Source organism: Trichocoleus sp. DQ-A3 (assembly GCF_039961975.1).
Classification (GTDB): domain Bacteria; phylum Cyanobacteriota; class Cyanobacteriia; order Cyanobacteriales; family FACHB-T130; genus FACHB-T130.
The window spans coordinates 66,856-87,437 of sequence record NZ_JAMPKC010000013.1; the positions used below are offsets into that span (position 1 = coordinate 66,856).

The 20,582-nt window shown below is 46.2% G+C and carries 14 protein-coding genes, 1 tRNA gene and 1 pseudogene; 14 read left to right on the plus strand and 2 right to left on the minus strand.

Annotated features, from left to right (window positions below; genetic code table 11):
- Positions 1-81: 81 nt before the first annotated feature.
- On the plus strand, positions 82-525 hold the full coding sequence (locus NDI44_RS18395) for a response regulator (protein ID WP_190412119.1): 444 nt from the start codon (positions 82-84) through the stop codon (positions 523-525).
- Positions 526-621: 96 nt separating this feature from the next.
- Here the strand turns inward: NDI44_RS18395 and NDI44_RS18400 are convergent, their stop codons facing one another.
- The gene (locus NDI44_RS18400) at positions 622-3,975 is read right to left on the minus strand and encodes an EAL domain-containing protein (RefSeq protein WP_190412054.1); all 3,354 of its coding nucleotides are present in this window, start codon (positions 3,973-3,975) and stop codon (positions 622-624) included.
- Positions 3,976-4,427: 452 nt separating this feature from the next.
- Here NDI44_RS18400 and NDI44_RS18405 point away from each other — a divergent pair, with 452 nt between their 5' ends.
- Positions 4,428-5,060 (plus strand): DedA family protein, encoded by a 633-nt coding sequence (locus NDI44_RS18405; RefSeq protein WP_190412055.1) that lies wholly within the window; start codon positions 4,428-4,430, stop codon positions 5,058-5,060.
- Positions 5,061-5,152: 92 nt separating this feature from the next.
- Here NDI44_RS18405 and NDI44_RS18410 read toward each other — a convergent pair whose 3' ends face one another.
- A complete protein-coding gene (locus NDI44_RS18410; RefSeq protein WP_190412056.1) occupies positions 5,153-6,355 on the minus strand; it encodes an argininosuccinate synthase in 1,203 nt (400 codons plus the stop codon).
- A gap of 191 nt (positions 6,356-6,546) precedes the next feature.
- On the opposite strand from NDI44_RS18410, the gene NDI44_RS18415 reads away from it, so the two are divergent.
- From NDI44_RS18415 to NDI44_RS18470, 12 genes and pseudogenes are all read left to right on the plus strand, one after another.
- Complete coding sequence (locus NDI44_RS18415; protein WP_190412057.1) at positions 6,547-7,488, plus strand: glycosyltransferase; 942 nt, start codon at positions 6,547-6,549, stop codon at positions 7,486-7,488.
- Positions 7,489-7,765: 277 nt separating this feature from the next.
- On the plus strand, positions 7,766-8,563 hold the full coding sequence (rpsB, locus tag NDI44_RS18420) for a 30S ribosomal protein S2 (protein WP_190412058.1): 798 nt from the start codon (positions 7,766-7,768) through the stop codon (positions 8,561-8,563).
- 42 nt (positions 8,564-8,605) lie between these two features.
- A complete protein-coding gene (tsf, locus tag NDI44_RS18425; protein WP_190412059.1) occupies positions 8,606-9,265 on the plus strand; it encodes a translation elongation factor Ts in 660 nt (219 codons plus the stop codon).
- A 501-nt stretch (positions 9,266-9,766) separates the two neighbouring features.
- The gene (locus NDI44_RS18430; RefSeq protein ID WP_190412060.1) at positions 9,767-12,070 is read left to right on the plus strand and encodes an ATP-binding protein; all 2,304 of its coding nucleotides are present in this window, start codon (positions 9,767-9,769) and stop codon (positions 12,068-12,070) included.
- Positions 12,018-12,464, plus strand: coding sequence for a response regulator (locus NDI44_RS18435; protein ID WP_190412061.1), 447 nt, complete (start codon positions 12,018-12,020; stop codon positions 12,462-12,464). Before NDI44_RS18430 ends, NDI44_RS18435 begins: the two co-directional genes overlap by 53 nt.
- Before the next feature lie 81 nt (positions 12,465-12,545).
- On the plus strand, positions 12,546-13,718 hold the full coding sequence (locus tag NDI44_RS18440) for a hybrid sensor histidine kinase/response regulator (protein WP_190412062.1): 1,173 nt from the start codon (positions 12,546-12,548) through the stop codon (positions 13,716-13,718).
- 422 nt (positions 13,719-14,140) lie between these two features.
- Positions 14,141-15,070, plus strand: a complete 930-nt coding sequence (locus tag NDI44_RS18445; RefSeq protein WP_190412063.1) for a hypothetical protein — start codon at positions 14,141-14,143, stop codon at positions 15,068-15,070.
- A 99-nt stretch (positions 15,071-15,169) separates the two neighbouring features.
- Complete coding sequence (recG, locus tag NDI44_RS18450; RefSeq protein ID WP_190412064.1) at positions 15,170-17,680, plus strand: ATP-dependent DNA helicase RecG; 2,511 nt, start codon at positions 15,170-15,172, stop codon at positions 17,678-17,680.
- 36 nt (positions 17,681-17,716) lie between these two features.
- Positions 17,717-17,872, plus strand: coding sequence for a hypothetical protein (locus NDI44_RS18455; protein WP_242029173.1), 156 nt, complete (start codon positions 17,717-17,719; stop codon positions 17,870-17,872).
- A gap of 9 nt (positions 17,873-17,881) precedes the next feature.
- Positions 17,882-18,055: pseudogene (locus NDI44_RS18460) on the plus strand (DUF4351 domain-containing protein).
- Between the two features lie 314 nt (positions 18,056-18,369).
- The gene (locus NDI44_RS18465; RefSeq protein WP_190412065.1) at positions 18,370-20,109 is read left to right on the plus strand and encodes a DUF6798 domain-containing protein; all 1,740 of its coding nucleotides are present in this window, start codon (positions 18,370-18,372) and stop codon (positions 20,107-20,109) included.
- A gap of 295 nt (positions 20,110-20,404) precedes the next feature.
- Positions 20,405-20,476: transfer RNA gene (locus tag NDI44_RS18470), tRNA-Val, on the plus strand.
- Positions 20,477-20,582 lie beyond the last annotated feature (106 nt).

A 20,582-nucleotide genomic window follows, 5' to 3' on the forward strand; every position in this document is an offset into this window, starting at 1 on the left:
GACTGCAAATTATGCGAAAGTACTGGAATTTGGTGTGAGTAAAACGCTGTGAATAAAGCTGGAAAATTAATTACCATCTTGATGGCTGACGATGATGAAGACGATCGGCTGCTAGCAAAGGATGCATTAGAAGAATGCCGACTCGCTAACGATCTACACTTTGTTGTAGATGGTGAGGATCTGATGGATTATCTTTACCATCGGGGTAAGTATACTCAGTTAATAAAATCGCCCCGTCCAGGTTTAATTCTGCTGGATCTGAATATGCCTAAAAAGGATGGGCGGGAGGCTCTCCAGGAGATTAAAGCCGATCCCGAACTGCGACCTATTCCAGTCGTCGTGCTGACTACATCAAAGGCTGAGGAAGACATCTATCGTTCTTACGGTTTAGGCGCAAACTCGTACATTGCTAAGCCAGTCACATTTGAATCTCTAGTTTCTGTGATGAAAGCTTTGGGAAAATACTGGTTTGAGATTGTTGAATTGCCACTAAAGGAAAATGAAGCGGAAAACTCAACACTATAAAATATAGTTTTGCAGAATGCCTAGTTAGGTTTCGCCTTGGCAAAACCTAACATTAAGCAATACTAAATTTCAGTCATCTACTCAGCGCACATAAGATTATTGAGGTTTTGCAAAGATTGAGGCAAAATAATTGAAATCGGTGGTAAGCTGCTGTGTTGTAACAATTAATTCTTTTGCTGACTCTTGAGTTAAGGGTTTAGCGAAAAAATATCCTTGCCCATATTCGCATTCCATTTCTCTCAGTTGGGAGAGTTGCTCGGCTGTTTCCACCCCTTCTGCTGTCACATTTAACTCTAAAGTATGAGCCAGGGTCACGATAGCACGGACAATTTCTAAACTGTCGTCTTTCGCCCCAATTCTACTAATAAAAGAACGATCAATCTTTAACTGATCGATGGGAAACCGATGCAGATAGCTTAAGGATGAATAGCCAGTGCCGAAGTCATCAATATGCAGATGCACGCCTAAAGCTTTTAGTTGGAAAAGCATTTTGATTGCCGATTCTGCGTTTTCCATAACTGCACTTTCAGTAATTTCTAACTTCAAGCTTCGCGCATCCAGGCGAGTCTCCCGCAAAATTTGATCGATTTGCTTGACTAAATCTGGTTGTAAAAACTGTTTGCTGGAAAGATTAACACTGATTGTTAATAGTAATTCTGGATAAAATTGCTGCCAATCATACATTTGGTAACATGCATTGTAGAGTACCCACAGGCCAATGGGAACAATTAAACCTGTTTCTTCGGCAATGGGAATAAATTCCGCTGGAGAGATTAAACCGCGCTCCGGATGCTGCCAGCGTACAAGCGCCTCGAACCCGTCAAGCCTGCCAGTTGTCAATGACACAATGGGTTGATAGTGAAGCTGAAATTCATCCCGCTCGATCGCACGCCGCAAGTCGTTTTCCAGTTGCAAGAGTGCCACCGCGCGGGTATGCATGGTGGTATCAAAGACTTCGTGACGCGCTCTCCCCATTGATTTGGCACGATACATTGCGGTGTCAGCATCGCGCAGGAGATTTTCCGGACAGTCATATCCGATTGCTGGGGCGCTTTGCGAACCACCCCCGATGGCAATGCCGATGCTTGCTGTCGTGAATACCTCTTGCTCGTTGAGCTTAAAAGGATACATCAGTTCTAAGTGGATGCGCTCGGCAATGTCAGTGGCATTGTTGATATTTTTGATATCTTCGAGCAGGATGGTGAATTCATCTCCGCCTAGCCGCGCAACTGTATCGCCACCTCGCACGCAAGTTTTCAACCGCTGCGCGATCGCTACCAGCAATTGATCGCCAATCATGTGTCCCAAGCTGTCATTAATCACCTTGAAGCGATCAATATCTAGAAAAAGGACGGCGAAGAAATAGTCACTGGTTCGTTTTGACCGTTCAATTGCCTGTCCCAACCGATCCCTAAACAAGGCTCGGTTTGGTAAGCCTGTCAACACGTCATGAAAAGCATCATGGAGGAGTTGTTTCTCAACTTGCTTGCGCTCGGTGATGTCAGTTTGAGAGCCAGCCATGCGAGAGGCTTTCCCATTCGTGTCTCGTACAGCCATCCCCCGGATTAGCATCCAACGGTATGTTCCGTCTTTGTGTAGTATGCGATGTTCGTTCTCAAAATGGGGGGTCAGCCCTTCCAGATGTAAAGAAATCTGCCCTTTCAACTGCTCGATATCCTCAGGATGCACTCGCTCAAACCAGGCATCAGGCGTATTGCTAATTTCGCTCTCCTCGCAGCCCAGCATGGATTTCCAGCGGGGAGAAAAATAAATTTCGTTTGTTTTTAAATTCCAGTCCCAAAGTCCGTCGTTAGCACCAGAAACGGCGAGTTCATAACGTTCTTGACTCTCACGCAAAGCCTCCTGGGTTTGGACAGCCTTGGTAGCTGCCCCTACGCGCTCGGTAATATCTTGGAAGGTAACGACTGCACCCACCAACTGACCATTTTCTCGAATGGGGGTGCTGATGTACTCAACGGGAAAGCTCGTACCGTCTTTTCGCCAAAAGACTTCTTCTTCTATTTGTTGAACTGTGCCATCCTTAAAGGCTGCATAAATTGGACACGCTTCTCGCGGATAAGGAGCGCCATCGGCTTTTGAATGGTGGCAAATAAAATGCAAGGGTTTGCCAATGAGTTCTTCAACTTCCCATCCCAGCATTCTCGCAGCAGCTGGATTAACAAAGGTGGCGTTTCCATGAATATCCAAACCATAAATTCCTTCACCCGCTGAGTTGAGAATTAGTTCGTTTTGGTGGCGCAGTCGTTCAATTGCCTCTTCGGTTTGCTTACGAACCGTGATGTCGTTCTGCAACCCGATGAAGTTGATGAGTTTCCCTTCGTTATCAAAAACTGGGTTGATGGTGAGTTCATTCCAGAACGGTGTCCCATCTTTGCAGTAGTTCAGGACTACACACATAATCGGTTGCCTTGATGCGATCGCTTCTCGCATCACTTTCACAACAGTGAAATCGGTATCTTTCCCTTGTAGAAAGCGGCAATTAGAACCCATCACTTCCGCCGCCGAGTAGCCGGTGATGGCAGTAAAAGCAGGATTGACAAAGATAATTGGATTGTCAGGTAAAGTTGGATCGGTGATTGTAACTCCAGTTGTCAGGTTAGCGATCGCCGCCGCTAGCTGGCTGTTTTCGCGCATAGCTGACCGCAAGGCTTCTTCTGCCTGCTTGCGTTTGGTAATATCGGCAGCCAAACCATCGATTCGGATGACATTCCCATTCGCGTCACGCCCTAGATGAGCGCGATTGCGAATCCAACGCTCTTCCCCGTCCGGTCGAAAAATACGATACTCTTCGTCTGCTGCACCGACTTGGAGTAACGCTTGCGTCATCGCTTCTATTCGTTCTCGATCCTCTGGGTGAATCACCTCCAGCCAGAGGTTCGGGCGCTCGAAAAACTGGGAGACTGGACGACCATAAATTTCCGCCGCCGCCGGACTGATGTAAATCGGCTCCCTAGTGATGGCTGAAACCGACCATACGCTGTCATCGAGCGAGCCAAGAATATTCTCTAGCCGCGATTCACTCTCCCGCAGCGCCTCTAACGTTTTGACTCGCTCGATCGAGTAGCGGATCGCCCGCTCTAATAGCGGCGCGTCCATCTTCCCCTTAACTAAGTAATCGGCAGCTCCCGCTTTCATTGCTGCAAAGTCTACTTCCCGATCTCCTTGCCCGGTCAGCAAGATGATCGGCGCTTTACAATTAGTTGAAATGGCTTCTTGTAACAATTCCAAGCCGTTGTGTGCGCCAAGACGATAGTCCACTAAATAGACATCATGTTGATGCATCTGAATCTTTTCTAAAGCAGCATCATAACTATCTACCCATTCGAGATCAAACTTTTCTCGCTCAATTTCTGAGAGGAGATCGCGCGTCAGAATATAGTCATCCTCGTCATCCTCAATTAAAAGCACTTTTATTGAGTCTTTAGACATAAAATAATATTAGAAACAAAATACCTCTATCTTAGGGTTCCTCTCCTCAAGGGTAAAGCTAGAGAAGTCCTCACTCAGCCACAGTTGCAAATTCACTCACAACTGGTTTTTGGTTTGAGTCCTGACGATCATTACTTTTTAACAGTCTTAATAAGAATAAAATTAAAATTTGGCATCTGTCCGTCGGTATACCTGCTGAAAATGTTTTTTTAAGGCGAAGCAGCAAATCGAAAAAGACGTAAACTCGCCTGTTTAATCCTTATTTCCTCAAGAAAGATATTGGGCTGCCTATTTGCCGATGAAGAGGAGTGCGATCGCCCTTGAGTGCTAGGGGCAAAATCCTCGCCCGTAGCCGTCTCGATAACAATCTCAAGATTTCCCGCCCTGATTGACACCCTGAGCGGATCGAGCCACTATGATAGAAGTATGAATCTATGTAAAGACCCAGATAAATGTCTTTAGAGTTTGTATCTGTAGAAAATATCAAAGAAATTGCCCACCACTACGGTTACTGGGCAGTTTTTTTGGGGATTTTGCTGGAAAATCTTGGCATTCCCATCCCTGGTGAAACAATCACGCTCGCCGGGGGTTTCTTGGCGGGAAGTAAGGAACTGAGTTACTGGTTCGTGCTAGGGAGTGCGATCGCTGGTGCAGTTGTCGGTGGTACTTGCGGTTACTGGATTGGCAGAAAAGGCGGCTGGCCCCTGCTGGTGAAAGTTGGGGGATTTTTCCGCATCCGCGAAGAAAAACTCTTACAACTCAAGCAACAAGTGAGCGAGAACGCCGGAAAAACAGTGTTTCTCGGTCGTTTCCTGGCTGTGCTGCGAATTGTCGCCAGTCCTCTCGCTGGAATTGCCCAAATGCCCTTCCTCAAGTTTATGGCTTATAACATAGCTGGGGCGACTGCTTGGGCATCGGTAATGGTCACGTTGTCCTTTTTCGCAGGGCGACTGGTACCCCTAGAACAATTAGTTGTGTGGGTCGCTCAATTTGGTTTAATCGCGTTATTCCTGTTGATTGCCTGGATTGCCGTTCCTCTGTGGCTAGAGTCCCGCGAAGCCAAGCGTTCAATCGAGGGAGATTAGAAAAAGTTTTGAGTGATGAGCGATTAAGTTTTGAATGAAAAGAATGTGTTTTCTCACTCAAAGCTCAAAACTCAAAACTCAAAACTTTCAAACTAACCTCTCGCTTTTTGCGACCAAACGCGAGTCGGTAATCCCCAAACGTAGATAAAGCCTTCAGCAGCTTTATGGTCAAACTGGTCTTCAGCCCCATAAGTTGCTAACGTTGGGCTGTAAAGGGACTTCTCAGATTTACGCCCCACAGTCATCGAGTTACCCTTAAAAAGTTTAACTCGCACCGTTCCCGATACCCGCTCCTGTGTTTGTTGAATGAAGGCATCCAGGGCGGCTTTGAGCGGACTATACCAAAGACCGTTATAAACTAGCTGAGTATAAGTTTCTTCGATACCGCGCTTGTAGTGGGTCACATCTGCGGTTAAGGTGAGACTTTCTAAGTCGCGGTGGGCATGAATTAAAACCATTAAAGCCGGGGCTTCATAGATTTCCCGCGATTTGATACCCACTAGGCGGTTTTCGATCATATCGATCCGCCCAACGCCGTGATTTCCTGCAATTTCGTTGAGTTTCGTAATTAGCGCGACAGGCGGCAAAGCTTCACCGTTGAGGGAGATCGGGATGCCTTTTTCAAAGCCAATTTCAACGTATTCTGGCTCATTGGGCGTGTCAGCGATCGCTTTGGTCATCGCATAAATTTCTTCTAGCGGTTCCGTCCAAGGATCTTCTAGGGGTCCCGCTTCAATGCTGCGACCAAATAAATTGCGATCGATACTGTAGGGAGATTTCTTTTTCACGGGCGAAGGAATCCCATAACGCTCACCATAAGCGATGGTTTCCTCTCGGCTCATCCCCCATTCCCGCGCTGGTGCCAACACCTTCAAATCTGGGTTCAGCGCTGCAATCGATACATCAAACCGAACTTGGTCATTGCCCTTCCCCGTGCAGCCATGCGCCACCGCATCCGCACCGTATTTTTCAGCCGCTTCGACTAAAAGTTTGGCAATCAGCGGACGTGCCAAAGCAGTCTGGAGGGGATAGCGATTTTCATAGAGAGCGTTCGCTTGAATCGCTGGAAACGCATAATCTTTGACAAAACTTTCTGTAGCATCGGCAACCAGCGATTCGCTGGCACCCGATTTTAGCGCTTTTTCCCGGACTGGCTCTAGTTCGTCTCCCTGTCCCAAATCCGCCGCCAGGGTAATCACCTCTTCAACTCCCCACTCCTCCTTCAGGTATGGGATGCAGACGGAGGTATCGACTCCCCCTGAATATGCCAGCACAACTTTGGTAGCACGACCCATTGATCTCTCACTTCTGCAAAACAACGAGTTCTTATTATGCAACTAATCTATGCCAAGTCTTGTCAGGAATAGCACAGATTAATCTTCAGCCATAGTCATCTGGGGCACCAGGGGATAGATGAAAATGCTTTCTGTTTCTTGGCTTACAGTTCTTTGAGAGATACTAAAAGTGTTGTCATCCGGGGGAAATCGTGTTTTTTAGCGTTGTCATTCCAACTTATAACCGCAAGCCGATTCTAGAAAAATGCCTTAGAGCAATGGAACACCAGCAGTTGAGTGCTGGTAGCGTCGTCAGCGGCTATGAAGTGGTGCTGGTGGATGATGGTTCGACGGATGGCACGTTGGAGTGGTTATCCCAACACGCCGCAGAGTTTCCTCACGTGCGATCGCTCTTGCAAGACCATCAAGGGCCAGCCGCCGCCCGTAATCTGGGAGTAGAACAGGCTCAGGGTGACACGATTATCTTTATTGATAGCGATTTAGTTGTTACCGAGCATTTTCTCCAAGCACACGCCGACGCCTTAGTTGAGGGAGAAAAGAATCTCGGAAGCGATCGCCTCTTCACCTACGGTTGGGTGATCAATACCAATAACTTCGAGAATCCCACCTCGGAACCTTACAAAATCACGGATTTTTCCGCTGCTTACTTTGCTACAGGGAATGTAGCGATCGCTCGTAAATGGCTCGAAAAAGCTGGATTATTTGACACCCGCTTTCAACTTTACGGATGGGAAGATTTAGAACTCGGCATCAGGCTCAAACAGCTGGGTTTAAAACTGATTAAATGTCCAGCCGCCGTTGGCTATCACTGGCATCCCCCCTTTGCCTTAGAACAAATTCCCCCCATGATCGATCGAGAAATCCAACGGGGACGGATGGGCGTTTTATTCTATCAAAAGCATCCTACCTGGGATGTCAAAATGATGATTCAAATGACCCTCCTTCACCGCATCCTTTGGGGTCTTCTTTCCATCGGTGGCAGACTCAACGAGCGCACAATGGCACCCTTTTTGCAATGGCTAATTAATCAAGGTAAGCCCCAATTAGCCTTAGAAATTGCCCGAATTTTCCTCAATTGGTATAACGTTCAAGGTGTTTATGCAGCCTACGCTGAAGCGAGGCAAAAAGCCTAATTTACACCCTTGTACTGCCAACGATGCAAACAAGCGATTTATTTTGCGCGATCGCTAATCTTTTAATATTTTCCTTGCCAAATGTCTAGAAATCGGCTACCGCAACTGTGCTAGCCTATTTTTCAATGTTTTTCCTGCAAATTTTCCCATCAAAGCCCTTATAACTCTGATAAACTGGAAGAGTTGTCTAAATTCGTACATTCCGCACATTCAGGGTTTCGGGTGTTTCCGCTGGAAATACGCCTGGATGGAGGATTAACCCGAAAGGAAAATAAATATGTCAGTTGTTTCTTTGGCTCAGATGATGGAGTCGGGTGTTCACTTTGGGCACCAGACCCGCCGGTGGAACCCAAAAATGGCTCCATACATCTATACGTCCCGCAATGGCGTCCACATCATCGACTTGGTTCAGACTGCCCAGCTGATGGAAGATGCCTACACCTATATGCGAACCGCCGCAGAACAGGGCAAGAAGGTTCTCTTCATCGGTACCAAGCGTCAAGCCGCAGGAATTGTGGCTCAAGAAGCCGCTCGTTGTGGTTCTTACTACATCAACCAACGTTGGTTGGGGGGAATGCTCACCAACTGGACGACAATTAAAACACGGGTAGAGCGCCTAAAAGATTTGGAACGCCGGGAAGAAACCGGAGTCCTCGACTTACTGCCCAAGAAAGAAGCTTCGATGCTGCGCCGGGAAATGACCAAATTGCAGAAATACCTCGGCGGTATTAAGCAGATGCGGAAAGTTCCCGACATCGTCGTGATCGTGGATCAGCGTCGGGAATATAATGCAGTTCAAGAATGCCAAAAACTGGGGATTCCTATCGTCGCGCTGCTGGATACAAACTGCGACCCGGATGTAGTGGATATTCCCGTTCCAGCCAATGACGATGCTATCCGCTCCATTAAGCTAATAGTGGGTAAGTTGGCAGACGCTATCTATGAAGGTCGTCACGGTCAGCTAGACGCAGAAGCAGAAGAGGATTACGAAGATTACGAAGGCGCTGAAGACGATATCGAATACGAGGAAATCGACTCGGTTCCTGATGAAGAGGAGGAAGAAACCGAGGGATAATTCAGCGTTAGAAACATCAATTCTTAGTTAGGAACTGAGGAAATGGCGGAAATATCTGCAAAACTCGTGAACGAGCTGCGCCAAAAAACTGGTGTCGGCATGATGGACTGCAAAAAAGCGCTAAAAGAAACCGATGGCGATATGGACAAAGCCATTGAATGGCTGCGTCAAAAGGGAATGGTTAGCGCTGGGAAAAAAGGCGATCGCCAAGCCTCAGAAGGACTGGTCGGCAGCTACATCCATACCGGAGGTCGAGTCGGCGTCCTGGTGGAAGTGAACTGCGAGACAGACTTTGTCGCCCGCAACGAAGCCTTCCAAACTCTGGTGCGGAACATAGCTATGCAGATTGCAGCTTGCCCCAACGTTGAATACGTGAAGGTTGGCGACATTCCCGCTCAAATCGTTGAGAAGGAAAAAGAAATCGAAATGGGCCGGGATGACCTAGGCAACAAGCCGCAGAACATCAAAGAAAAGATTGTTCAGGGTCGAATTGACAAACGCCTGCAAGAGTTGAGCTTGGTCGATCAGCCCTACATTCGTGACCAAAGTATCACGGTGGAAGAGTTGATCAAGCAAAATATTGCGACGCTAGGTGAAAACATCCAAGTCCGTCGCTTCGTCCGATTTATTCTCGGTGAAGGACTGGAAAAGAAAGAAAGCAATTTTGCTGAGGAAGTTGCAGCTCAAATGGGCGGCAATTAATCAGCAAGTTTTCTGGCTGAATCCCTAGGAAGGACAGGTTTCCATGATGGAAACCTGTCTTTTTTTATCTTTATTTTCAAGAGATTTTCAGCGCTTGTAGGCACGATATCCCCATTCTATATATCTCAACAAATTAACACCTTGGAAACCCTTTATAAAGACAGAAACACTAAAAGCAGAAAAACTTTTTGTTTTGGTGGAATTCTTAACATCCTCCTTAGGAGTGTTGCCTCGATCCTTGTGCTAGACTTTTGAGCGCGAGCAGATTAAGGGGACACTGCGAAACACCGTTGACGAGTGCAAACTCACTAGAAAAGTAACGAAATTTTTTAGCCCCTAAATAGACAAGAATTGTATCTTGGAGTTCAGGATCGAGCTGACTATTTGCCAGTAATACAGCGCTACGAAAGGGACATTTAGCTGGTGCGGGAAATCCTTTTAGGGTATTCAATCCTATAGATAATCTACTTCTGATAGTTCCAGAAAAAAGGAAGGATCGTAATGGAAATCAATTTACAAGTGCCAGGGATTAATATAACTAGCTTGAAAGAAGCACCCATTCATAATGCTAGTAAAGTTCAGCCTCACGGAATAATTTTCGTTCTCGCAGAACCTGAGTTAACAATATTACAAGTTAGCAGCAATATATCCACAGTTTTCGGAATCTCCCCCGAAAATATGCTGCAAAATAAATTAGAAGAAGTTCTCGATCCATTCCAAGTAGACAGAATTAAAGCAGGACTATTAGAAGAAAATCTTGACTTTATCAACCCTATCAAGATTTGGGCTAGAAGAAAAGGCGATGAGTATTTAGTCTTTGATGGCATTTTCCACCGGAATGCAGATGGATTTTTAATTTTGGAATTAGAACCTGCGATTTCCCAAGAAAATATCCCCTTCTTAAGCTTTTATCATCTAGCCAGAGCCTCTATCAACCAGTTAGAAAAAACATCAACTCTGGGTGACTTTTGTCAAATCATTGTGAAAGAGGTGCGAAAAGTCACCGGATTTGACAGGGTGATGCTATATAAGTTTGATGACGATGGGCATGGATCTGTCCTCGCTGAAGAAAAACTAGAAAGTATGGAGCCTTACTTAGGTCTCCACTTCCCAGAATCAGATATTCCTAAACCAGCTAGAAAGTTATTTACCTCGAATTGGATCAGGTTAATCCCGGATGCCACTTCTCAATCTGCTGAACTTTTTCCGATTCTTAATCCAGTTAATCAGCGTCCGCTTGATTTAACGAACTCTATTCTCAGAAGCGCGTCTCCTTGTCATATCCAGTACTTGCACAATATGGGTGTGGGTGCTTCTCTGACAATTTCTTTGATGAAAGATCAAAAACTTTGGGGACTGATTGCTTGCCATCATCAGTCCCCCAAGTATGTTTCTTATGAGCTGCGAAAAGCTTGCGAATTCTTGGGGCGCGTCATCTTTTCAGAAATCTCAACCAGAGAAGAAACTGAAGATTACGGCTATCGCATGAAGCTGACATATATCCAATCAGCCTTGGTTGAATATATGTCTCAAGAAGAAAACTTTATTGATGGTTTAGTTAAACACCAGCCGAATCTGCTGGAGCTTGCTAACGCTAAAGGTGCCGCCGTGTGCTTTGGTGGGGATTGCACGATGGTTGGTGAGACTCCCACAGAAGAAGAACTCAACTTTTTAGTCCAATGGCTAAAGAATAACGTCGAGGAAGAAGTCTTCTATAGCGATTCCTTACCTCAGATTTATCCAGATGCAGAAAGTTTCAAAAACGTTGCCAGTGGCTTATTAGCGATTCCGATTTCTAAGAATAACTATGTTTTGTGGTTTCGACCGGAAGTAATTCAAACCGTGAATTGGGGTGGCGACCCAAATAAGGCGTTTGAAGTAAACCAGTCAGAGGGAAATATTCGTCTGTGTCCTCGCAAATCATTTGATCTGTGGAAAGAAACGGTTCGCTTAACGTCTTTACCCTGGAAACAGGTAGAAATTAAAGCTGCACTTGAACTCAGAAAGGCAATTATTAACATTGTGCTGCGCCAAGCTGATGAACTTGCCCAATTAGCTCAAGATTTAGAACGTTCCAATGCTGAGCTGAAAAAGTTTGCTTACGTCGCCTCCCATGACTTGCAAGAGCCACTCAATCAGGTAGCGAACTACGTACAACTTTTGGAGATGCGCTATCTAGAGCAACTCGACGAAGACGCGAAGGAATTCATTGGCTTCACTGTTGAGGGAGTCAGCTTAATGCAGACGCTAATTGATGACGTGCTGGCATACTCTAAGGTGGATATGCAGGCTATCGAGTTTGAAATGACAGGGGTGGACACGGCTTTAGACCGTGCCTTGGCTAATTTGCGAGGACGCATCTCGGAAACGGGAGCTGCGATCGCTCACGATCCCTTGCCGACGGTTATGGCAGATAGCACCCAGTTGATGCAACTGTTCCAGAACCTGATTGGCAATGCTATCAAGTTCCGCAGCGAGCAACCGCCAGAAATCCATGTAGGAGCTTCTCGACTAGAGGATGCGTGGCTATTCTCAGTACGGGATAACGGGATTGGCATCGATCCGCAGTTTAGCGATCGCATTTTTGTTATCTTTCAGCGTCTGCATACGCGGGATGAGTATCAAGGTACAGGAATGGGTTTAGCAATTTGCAAAAAGATTGTTGAGTGTCACCGAGGGCGCATCTGGGTCGAGTCCCAATTAGGTCAGGGTGCAACATTCTACTTTACGATTCCAGTAGGGGGACGCGATCGTGAGCGTAGAAACGGAAGAAAACCACAAAACAATCTTTTTAGTCGAGGATAATAAAGCCGATATCCGCTTAATCCAAGAAGCCTTAAAAAATAGCTCGCTTCCACACCAAGTCGTGACAGTCAGAGATGGTGTGGATGCGATGGCTTTCTTGCGCCAAGAGGGCGAGTATGCTGATGCACCTCGCCCTGACCTGATTCTGCTGGATTTGAACTTGCCGAAGAAGGATGGTCGAGAAGTCTTGGCGGAAATTAAAGCCGACCCCAAGCTGAAACGCATCCCAGTAGTAGTGCTGACAACTTCTAAAAATGAAGATGATATTTTCCACAGCTATGACTTGCACGTAAATTGCTACATCACCAAATCCCGCAACCTCAGCCAGCTCTTTAAAATTGTTAAAGGAATTGAAGAGTTTTGGCTGGAAACTGTTACCCTGCCATCGGAATGATGACAAGAAATTTTCGTATCTTGTTAAAATGCAAGCAGTTGCCGAGCGGGAACAGGAGGGGAGGGGAGATCCCAGAAAATTATGCCTGGAAGCTCAATAAAAATCTTGTTGATTGAGGATAACTTGGCAGAAGCCAGATTCCTGCAAGAGCTTCTGAAACAAGCCAAGTTCAAACAGTTTAGTCTGGTTCATGTCAAACGATTGAGGGAAGCGATCAATCGACTCAATGAAGATTGCTTTGATGTAATTTTGTTGGATCTGACCCTACCTGACAGTCAAGGTTTGTGTTCTCTAGCTCCCCTAAACAGCCACGCTTCTGGCTTACCGATTGTTGTACTGACAAATACGAATGACGATGAATTAGCGATAGAAGCAGTCCGACAGGGGGCACAAGATTATCTGGTTAAGCGCCAAGTTAATGTAGAGGTGCTAGTGCGCTCTTTGTGCTATGCAATTGAGCGAAAGCAGGTTTCGGAAACATTACGAACAGTTAATGAGGCGTTAGAAATCCGAGTTCAGGAACGAACGGCTGAGCTAGTGAAAGCCAAAGAAATCAATCAGTCTAAATCTGAATTTGTTTCTATGCTTTCTCACGATTTCCGCAATCCTCTGAATAGGATTCTCCTTTCTGCTGGATTGCTCCAAGACTACGATCAAAAACTGAGCGATGAGAAAAAACATACTCATCTCAAACTGATTCGTTCAGCAATTAAAAATCTGGCTCAGCTATTAGATGAAATTACGTTTATCGGGAAAGCTGATTCAGGGCAACTTCAGTGCCAACTGATTCCCCTTGATTTGAAATCATTCTGTCACAAATTGGTCGAAGAGTTGCAACTCTTTACACTTGACAAATATCAACTTATTTTCACTTGTCAAGAGGACTTGGGAGAGGCGTTATGGGATGAAACCCTACTGCGGCATATTTTAGATAATTTACTCGCTAACGCGATTAAGTATTCACCGGAAGGCGGCACAGTGCGTTTTGAACTAAGAAGCCACGAGAAAACAGTCATCTTTCAGATTCAAGATCAAGGAATTGGCATTCCCAAAGAAGATCAACCTCGGCTGTTTCATCCTTTCAATCGTGCTAGAAACGTCGGCACAATTCCTGGCACTGGGTTGGGATTAGCGATGGTCAAAAAGTGTGTGGAGGCACATGGGGGCGAGATTTCAATGATGAGTGAAGTCGGAGTCGGCACGAGTTTTACGGTGACGCTGCCGTTGATTGGAGAAGCAGCGTTATCAGAATAGAGGCGGCTAAATCGGTGAATTTCAGCGAACCGACAGGGAGGGAAATGGAGAATCGGTAGCTTTTTTGCCACGCCCTGACACTACTGCCTATCTATCGGATACCGTTTCACGAATAAATTATCACAAAGGCGATCGCTTTAAAGCTCTTTAGGTAGGCATTTCAAAGGTTATAGGGGAGTAGGGTATCGGCGGCAAGGAGAGGGGCGATTAGAGGCTCTTTGATACCAGGGAAGTGGTTTAGGGTCGATCTCAAAGTTAGTTCTACATCGCGTTATTATGAGTCGTTAGTTAATAGGGATTCGTCTGTTGCTCCTGACCGATAGACGAATAACCGAATGACCGAATGACGAGGAATCGGTATTCTAAAGTAGGGAAGTACATCTGTACGCCCGTACCGTCCCGATTGACAGATGTAAGCAGCAATGGCGAGAAGAGTAGAGGAAATTGAGCGGGATATGGCAGCGCTGGAAGAAGCAATCAAAGCGATCGCTATAGAATTCCACGATACCTACAACGATTATCTGACTGCCTTAGGACAAGCCATGCGGCAGCAGTTGATCGTGGCGAGTTATTATCTTTGCACCCAAGTCTATCCGGAAGCGTTTCTCAGCCTGTCTCTTAGAGAACGACAACAATTGCAACAGAACCTTCAGCAACAGGCAAGGCTTGCTCAACCCCAACTGCGAAACCTTGAAAGAAGCCGTCCCGCGGAAACATCGCGCGGGGGACTATCCCAAGAACCCTCTCCAGAAGAGGATTTCCCTACCCCGACTGATGACTTAGCCATCGAGATGCTAGCACCACAAGACACTCTCGACACCCCAAGTCTCAATAGCGATCGCGATCGCTCAACCAGTCGCTTTACCTTTTCTAACGTCCCGACAAACAACCCAGAGGATTTGGCTCGATGGCAGGAAGCGGTGGAAAACGCCATGAGCGAAACCTTGCTCGCTCTTTCTTGCCAAAGCAATCGTCTACTACAGGAAGTGGGGATATTACCGAAAAACTTTCCGGAAGCTGTTCTGGAAGCTGCTGTTAGAGCGGAGCCATCTGGTGAGCCTGTGGTGGGACGCCCCAATCTTTTAAAATTTGTGGTTCAAATAGAAAATGAGCCGGTAGAAACGTCAAATCTCCCGACTTTACAAAACTCTCCTTTAATACCGATTATCGCCATCCATCTGCGGTTATCTGAGATTGAATTTGCTGATTCAACGGTAATGGCAGGACGCAACCAGATTCGGACCCTCAGCGCACGGCTTAGCACCCTGCGCCGAGAATTTCAGAAGAAGCAACGAGAGCGCACTGTGGCTGCGGCAGAAGCGGCTTGGCGTGCCTGTTGGTTTGAAGAATAATGGGAATCGTCGTAAGGATTGACAATATCCGGGTGAGGACGGCTATTGGCGGGTAATCAGCCATTCGCTACTAGCAATTAACAAAAAAGGGGAGAGAAGATGCAAATAGAATCACCGGATTGGCTGCGATTGCAGAAAGCCCTTTCAGTCGAGGCAGAGCGGGGCTTTACAGACTTAATGGGGAAACAATATCGTTTCAGTGAATTCTTAAGTCTGGAGTTCGGAAAAACCCCATCTTTTTTGCCGCTAATCGAGCGACATCGGTGGCAAGAGATGGCGTCTCAGTTTGCCCGTTACCCGAACCTCACCCTCTCCCAGCGACAACACTTGGTCTTGGAAACGCGCCGATTTCTCCATCAGATGCAACAAGTCATGGAGAGGCAAGCGCGATCGCGATCGCATCAGCGAAATGAAGAAAATCAGCAGCAAGTAGAGACAGTTAAATCGCCCCCATCCCCCGATACTCAAGCCCCACGCACCACGCCCCTCGTCCAGTCCAACGCAGCGATTTCTCTTGACCAACCGCTGACCAGTTTGCCAGATGTGGGAGTTAGAAAAGGCGGGTATTTAGCCAAGCTGGATCTGCATACGGTGCGGGATATCCTCTTCTATTACCCCCGCGACCACATTGACTATGCGCGTCAGGTGAATATCTCTGAGCTGGAATCGGGTGAAACGGTGACATTGATAGGAACGGTGAAGCGCTGTACCTGCTTTAGTAGCCCAAAAAACAAGAAATTAACCATAATGCAGGTGGTGCTGAAAGATCGCACGGGTCAAATCAGCCTCAGCCGCTTTTTTGCCGGTTCTCGCTACAGCAATCGCGGCTGGCAAGAAGGGATAAAAAATCGATATCCCCAAGGCGCAGTCGTGGCGGCTTCTGGCTTGGTGAAAAAAAGTCAATATGGTCTGACTTTGGACGATCCACAACTGGAAGTTTTGGCAAACCCTGGAGACCCGATTGACTCCCACACCATTGGTCGAGTCGTGCCGGTGTATCCCCTAACAGAGGGCGTAGCGGCAGATATGGTGAGACAGGCGGTCATTGCTGCTCTCCCCGCCGCCACCCATCTGAAAGATCCTTTACCCGCGGTTTTACGGGATGGGTATGGATTGATGAAGTTGTCGGATGCGATCGCAAATATCCATTTTCCTGCCGACAGCGCCGCCAAGGAAGCCGCCCGTCGCCGTTTAGTCTTCGATGAGTTTTTCTACCTTCAGCTGGGTTTCCTCCTCCGTCGCCAAGCCCAACGCCAAAAGCAGTCCAGCGCTATCTTGGCTCCCAGAGGGAAGCTGATTGAACAATTCCACCAAGTCTTGCCCTTTCGATTAACGGGTGCCCAACAGCGGGTACTCAACGACATCCTCAACGATTTGCAATCATCCACCCCGATGAATCGGTTGGTGCAAGGCGATGTCGGTTCTGGGAAAACGGTCGTGGCAGTCATTGCAATCCTCGCCGCGATTCAATCCGGCTACCAAGCGGCGCTGATGGCTCCTACTGAAGTTTTGGCAGAACAGCACTATCGCAAGTTAGTCAGTTGGTTTAATCTTCTGTACTTGCCTGTAGAACTGCTGACAGGTTCCACCAAAACTGCCAAACGCCGCCAAATTCATGCCCATCTAGAAACCGGCGAACTGCCTCTATTAGTAGGGACTCATGCTCTGATTCAAGAGAAAGTCAATTTTCATAAGTTGGGGTTAGTCGTGATTGACGAACAACACCGCTTTGGAGTCGAACAACGGGCGTTGTTGCAGCAAAAAGGCGAACAACCCCATGTATTAACCATGACCGCTACCCCAATTCCCCGCACTTTAGCGCTGACAGTTCATGGAGATTTGGATGTGAGCCAGATTGATGAGATGCCACCCGGTCGGCAAGCAATTCATACGACCGTACTCACGGGCAAAGAACGCACCAATGCCTACGATTTGATCTGCCGCGAAGTTGCTCAAGGGCGTCAAGCTTATATCGTCTTGCCCCTGATTGAAGAATCGGAAAAGTTGGATGTGCGTTCGGCAGTGGAGGAGCATCAGCGCCTCTCAGAAAGTGTTTTTCCTCAGTTCCAAGTCGGATTGCTGCACGGTCGCATGACTTCAGCGGAAAAAGATGAGGCAATTACCCGGTTTCGCGATAATCAGACTCAAATCATTGTCTCCACCACGGTGATTGAAGTAGGCGTGGATGTACCCAATGCGACGGTGATGATGATTGAGAATGCCGAACGCTTTGGCTTATCGCAGTTACACCAGTTGCGGGGGCGCGTTGGTCGCGGTGCTGCTCAATCTTTCTGCCTTCTAATGAGCAGTACCAAAACCGCAGATGCTCGTTACCGGCTCAATGTATTAGAACAATCCCAAGACGGCTTTTTTATTGCAGAGATGGATATGCGGCTGCGCGGTCCCGGTCAAGTGCTGGGAACTCGCCAGTCTGGGGTGCCAGATTTTGCCTTGGCAAGTTTGGTGGAAGATCAGGAAGTATTGAATATCGCGCGGGATGCCGCCGAGAGAGTGATGGCACAAGATGCCAACTTAGAGCGATCGCCCTTATTAAAAGCTGAATTAGACTATCGTTACCAGCGCTTAATGGGCGGGGCAATCTTAACATGATTGACCGCGATCGTTTATTCAAAGAACTGCTTACCGATGGTTTCTGGTTTTGTTGACACTTATCTCCAGCTAAATGCAGTAGAAGAAGAAATTTTTCAAGCAGAAATAGCTAAATTGGAACCAGCACAACAGGAGGTAGTGATGAAAATCGTCACCAGTTGGATGCAGCAAGGTATAGAACGAGGAAGATAAGAAGGAGAGTTGGCAGTGATTATGCGCCGACTCAATCGCCGAATCTGTACAGTTGAGCCTGAGTTGCAAGAGCGAATTCGCCAGTTATCCCGCAATTAGCTAGAAGATTTAGCCGAGGCGTTATTAGATTTTTCGGATGTCGCAGATTTGGCTGCTTGGTTAGAAAGCCGAGGAGAAGGTTAAAGCCTAGAATTATCGCGCGATCGCTCTTATTTGCGAGATAAAGCGCTCGCCCTTATTAAAATTAGATGTGAGATTATTGTGACCAGTGACTGATAGAAAGTAACATTTTGACTTAATCAGATTTAAAATTTTATTGGAGAAATGTAAAGCAGGCTTTACTCGTTACTTTGTAACAAATTTAATAAATAAAGCTAATATTTTTAATTAAATGCTTGCTACCTAATAAATCTTTTCTTAAAAATATAATTATTTCGCCACACTTACGAAATAAGAGTTATTATAAATGGCAAACAAATATTCCTATAAGACCAGATATGTCCAGTGCAAGCACAAGTCTCCCATCAACTCACAAAAGAGGATCGGTATTTGATCCAGAACTATCTATCCCTATCTACACATTAATATTCTTCTTCTGTTCATTACTTCAAACTGGATATGGCGTTTATATTCAAAACCAAGCGCTCCAGATACCCCTTGTTCATTTCCTGAACAATCCTTCTCTTTACCCAAACGATCCATTTGGTGCCACTCTACCCTACTACTCTTCCACACTTTGGTATGCAGTAGCATTGCTTCATCGCTTTATCCCACTAGAACCCTTACTGCTGACACTATTTTTATTTGAAAGAATTTTAGTTATCTACGCAGCAGGGCAACTCGCTCAAGCTTTTGCACCCAAATCTAAACTGGCTGTTGTTGGTGCAATGGCACTGTTCGCATTAGCAATCAGTCCGATTATTGGTTTTGGCACCATAATTGCAGTCTACTTTGAGCAAACAGGCTTTTCTATACCTTTTTTATTATTAGCAATAGCTTCATTTTATAAAGAACGACCCCTGCCGTGTGCTATTTGGCTAGCCATCGGATTTAACCTGAATAGTATGTATGGAGTTTACGCTCTAACATACTTGGGAGCAGTGTTTCTACTAGACGCTACTTACCGGAGAGCTTGGAAAAAATGGATGTTATTCTTCGGTTTATTTATACTATTAGCTTCACCAGCTATATATCTCACTGCGGCTGCCTTTGGTCGAGAAGCCGTTGATAAACAACTGTGGTTGGCGGCTAGTAGATTGCGTTTTCCCGATCATCTTTATCCGCTTACTTGGAGCAGCCAAAGCTTCGCTGAATTTGGAATTTTGATTATATTACTGTTCGCTATTCTTTATCAGAATCGGCAGAGGGTAGAGAAGCTATTTAAACATGGTGTAATTTGGGCTGGGATGAGCGTTATTTGGGTGCTTTATGCATTTGTGGCTGCTTATATTGCTAAATCACCTTCAATGATAGTTATGCACCCTACACGAGCTACTGACTTGTGGTATTGCTTTGCTGGAATAGCATTAGTTTCAGTATGTGCTATTCAACTGGAAGTAAGTAGAGGGAAAGCAAGGTGGATTCTTGCCGCAATAGTCTTCGCCTCCAGCATTCTGATTTGGCATCAATTGGTTGGAACATACATTATTGCAGTTTGTTTAATCGCCCTTACTTTCCGACCCGTGTGGTACTACATTCTTGGTCAGGGGAGTACTAACCGTGTGGCTTTGTTGCTAACACTGATGGTTTTTCTGGTCGGATTTAAGAGCTTTCGATATCGTATATCACAGACTGGAAGTTTTGATGCAGCTTTGATCAGGCGACCTTCATCCTCTATGGAAGAAGTTATTAACTGGACAAGTGCAAATACTTCCATAGATGCACAATTCCTAGTAGAGTTGATCTCTGATTCGCGCTTGCCAGGTTGGGATGAGTTTCGGAGTCTGGCAAAGCGCCCGGTTTTCGTAACTTGGAAAGATGGTTCAGCAATACTTTGGGATCGACCGTATGTACAAGCATGGGCAGAACGCCTGAATGCGCTAGGTTTTGATATTACTAAGGAAGAGTCTACTAAGGCTGTAAAGAAACTTAAAAGTCTGTATAAAAACCTTCGGGACGAGGATATTAAACGACTTCAATCCCGCTTTATAATTAACTATTGGATCGTTCCAACGGCTCACCCTTCTGCGTTTCCTGTCGCTTTTCAAAATCAATCTTACAAGGTACTAAAACTCTAATAACTCTTACTATCCAATTGGCAGGTTTTTCAGAGTAATGATGCAAAATCTGATGTAGTCTTGGATGAGTCACCGCTCATCCGGCTCAACAATGGATTGCAGCTTTGACCCCCAGCTTTAGCATCTGGTTGCAAGGTATCGTTAGATTGCGATCGCTATTTGCAACGGAGTCAGCAATCCTATATTCCAAGTAAATCCCTTCGAGCAAACTTTGGTTACTTGTAGATTACTCGGCACTTCCTTTCTCTAAAAGGGTTGTTGGCTGGTGAATGCCTGTGATACACTTAAAAGTCTAGGGCGATTAGCACAGTGGTAGCGCACTTCCTTCACACGGAAGGGGTCACTGGTTCAAATCCAGTATCGCCCACTTACATTCTGTACAGATTTTTCCCTAGCTAAAGTTATTAAAGTAGCATCGGCATAAGCTCACCGAATCAACCTAGCCCCTCCCGCTACAGCACTCATCATCGATT

Bases quoted from the DNA above. Each gene is read 5' to 3' on its own strand.
- tsf (WP_190412059.1), top strand. From the start codon at position 8,606: ATGGCGGAAATATCTGCAAAACTCGTGAACGAGCTGCGCCAAAAAACT.
- NDI44_RS18395 (WP_190412119.1), top strand. From the start codon at position 82: ATGGCTGACGATGATGAAGACGATCGGCTGCTAGCAAAGGATGCATTA.
- NDI44_RS18455 (WP_242029173.1), top strand. From the start codon at position 17,717: ATGGTTTCTGGTTTTGTTGACACTTATCTCCAGCTAAATGCAGTAGAA.
- NDI44_RS18465 (WP_190412065.1), top strand. From the start codon at position 18,370: ATGTCCAGTGCAAGCACAAGTCTCCCATCAACTCACAAAAGAGGATCG.
- NDI44_RS18405 (WP_190412055.1), top strand. From the start codon at position 4,428: ATGTCTTTAGAGTTTGTATCTGTAGAAAATATCAAAGAAATTGCCCAC.
- NDI44_RS18430 (WP_190412060.1), top strand. From the start codon at position 9,767: ATGGAAATCAATTTACAAGTGCCAGGGATTAATATAACTAGCTTGAAA.
- rpsB (WP_190412058.1), top strand. From the start codon at position 7,766: ATGTCAGTTGTTTCTTTGGCTCAGATGATGGAGTCGGGTGTTCACTTT.
- NDI44_RS18400 (WP_190412054.1), bottom strand. From the start codon at position 3,975: ATGTCTAAAGACTCAATAAAAGTGCTTTTAATTGAGGATGACGAGGAT.
- NDI44_RS18445 (WP_190412063.1), top strand. From the start codon at position 14,141: ATGGCGAGAAGAGTAGAGGAAATTGAGCGGGATATGGCAGCGCTGGAA.
- NDI44_RS18410 (WP_190412056.1), bottom strand. From the start codon at position 6,355: ATGGGTCGTGCTACCAAAGTTGTGCTGGCATATTCAGGGGGAGTCGAT.
- recG (WP_190412064.1), top strand. From the start codon at position 15,170: ATGCAAATAGAATCACCGGATTGGCTGCGATTGCAGAAAGCCCTTTCA.
- NDI44_RS18440 (WP_190412062.1), top strand. From the start codon at position 12,546: ATGCCTGGAAGCTCAATAAAAATCTTGTTGATTGAGGATAACTTGGCA.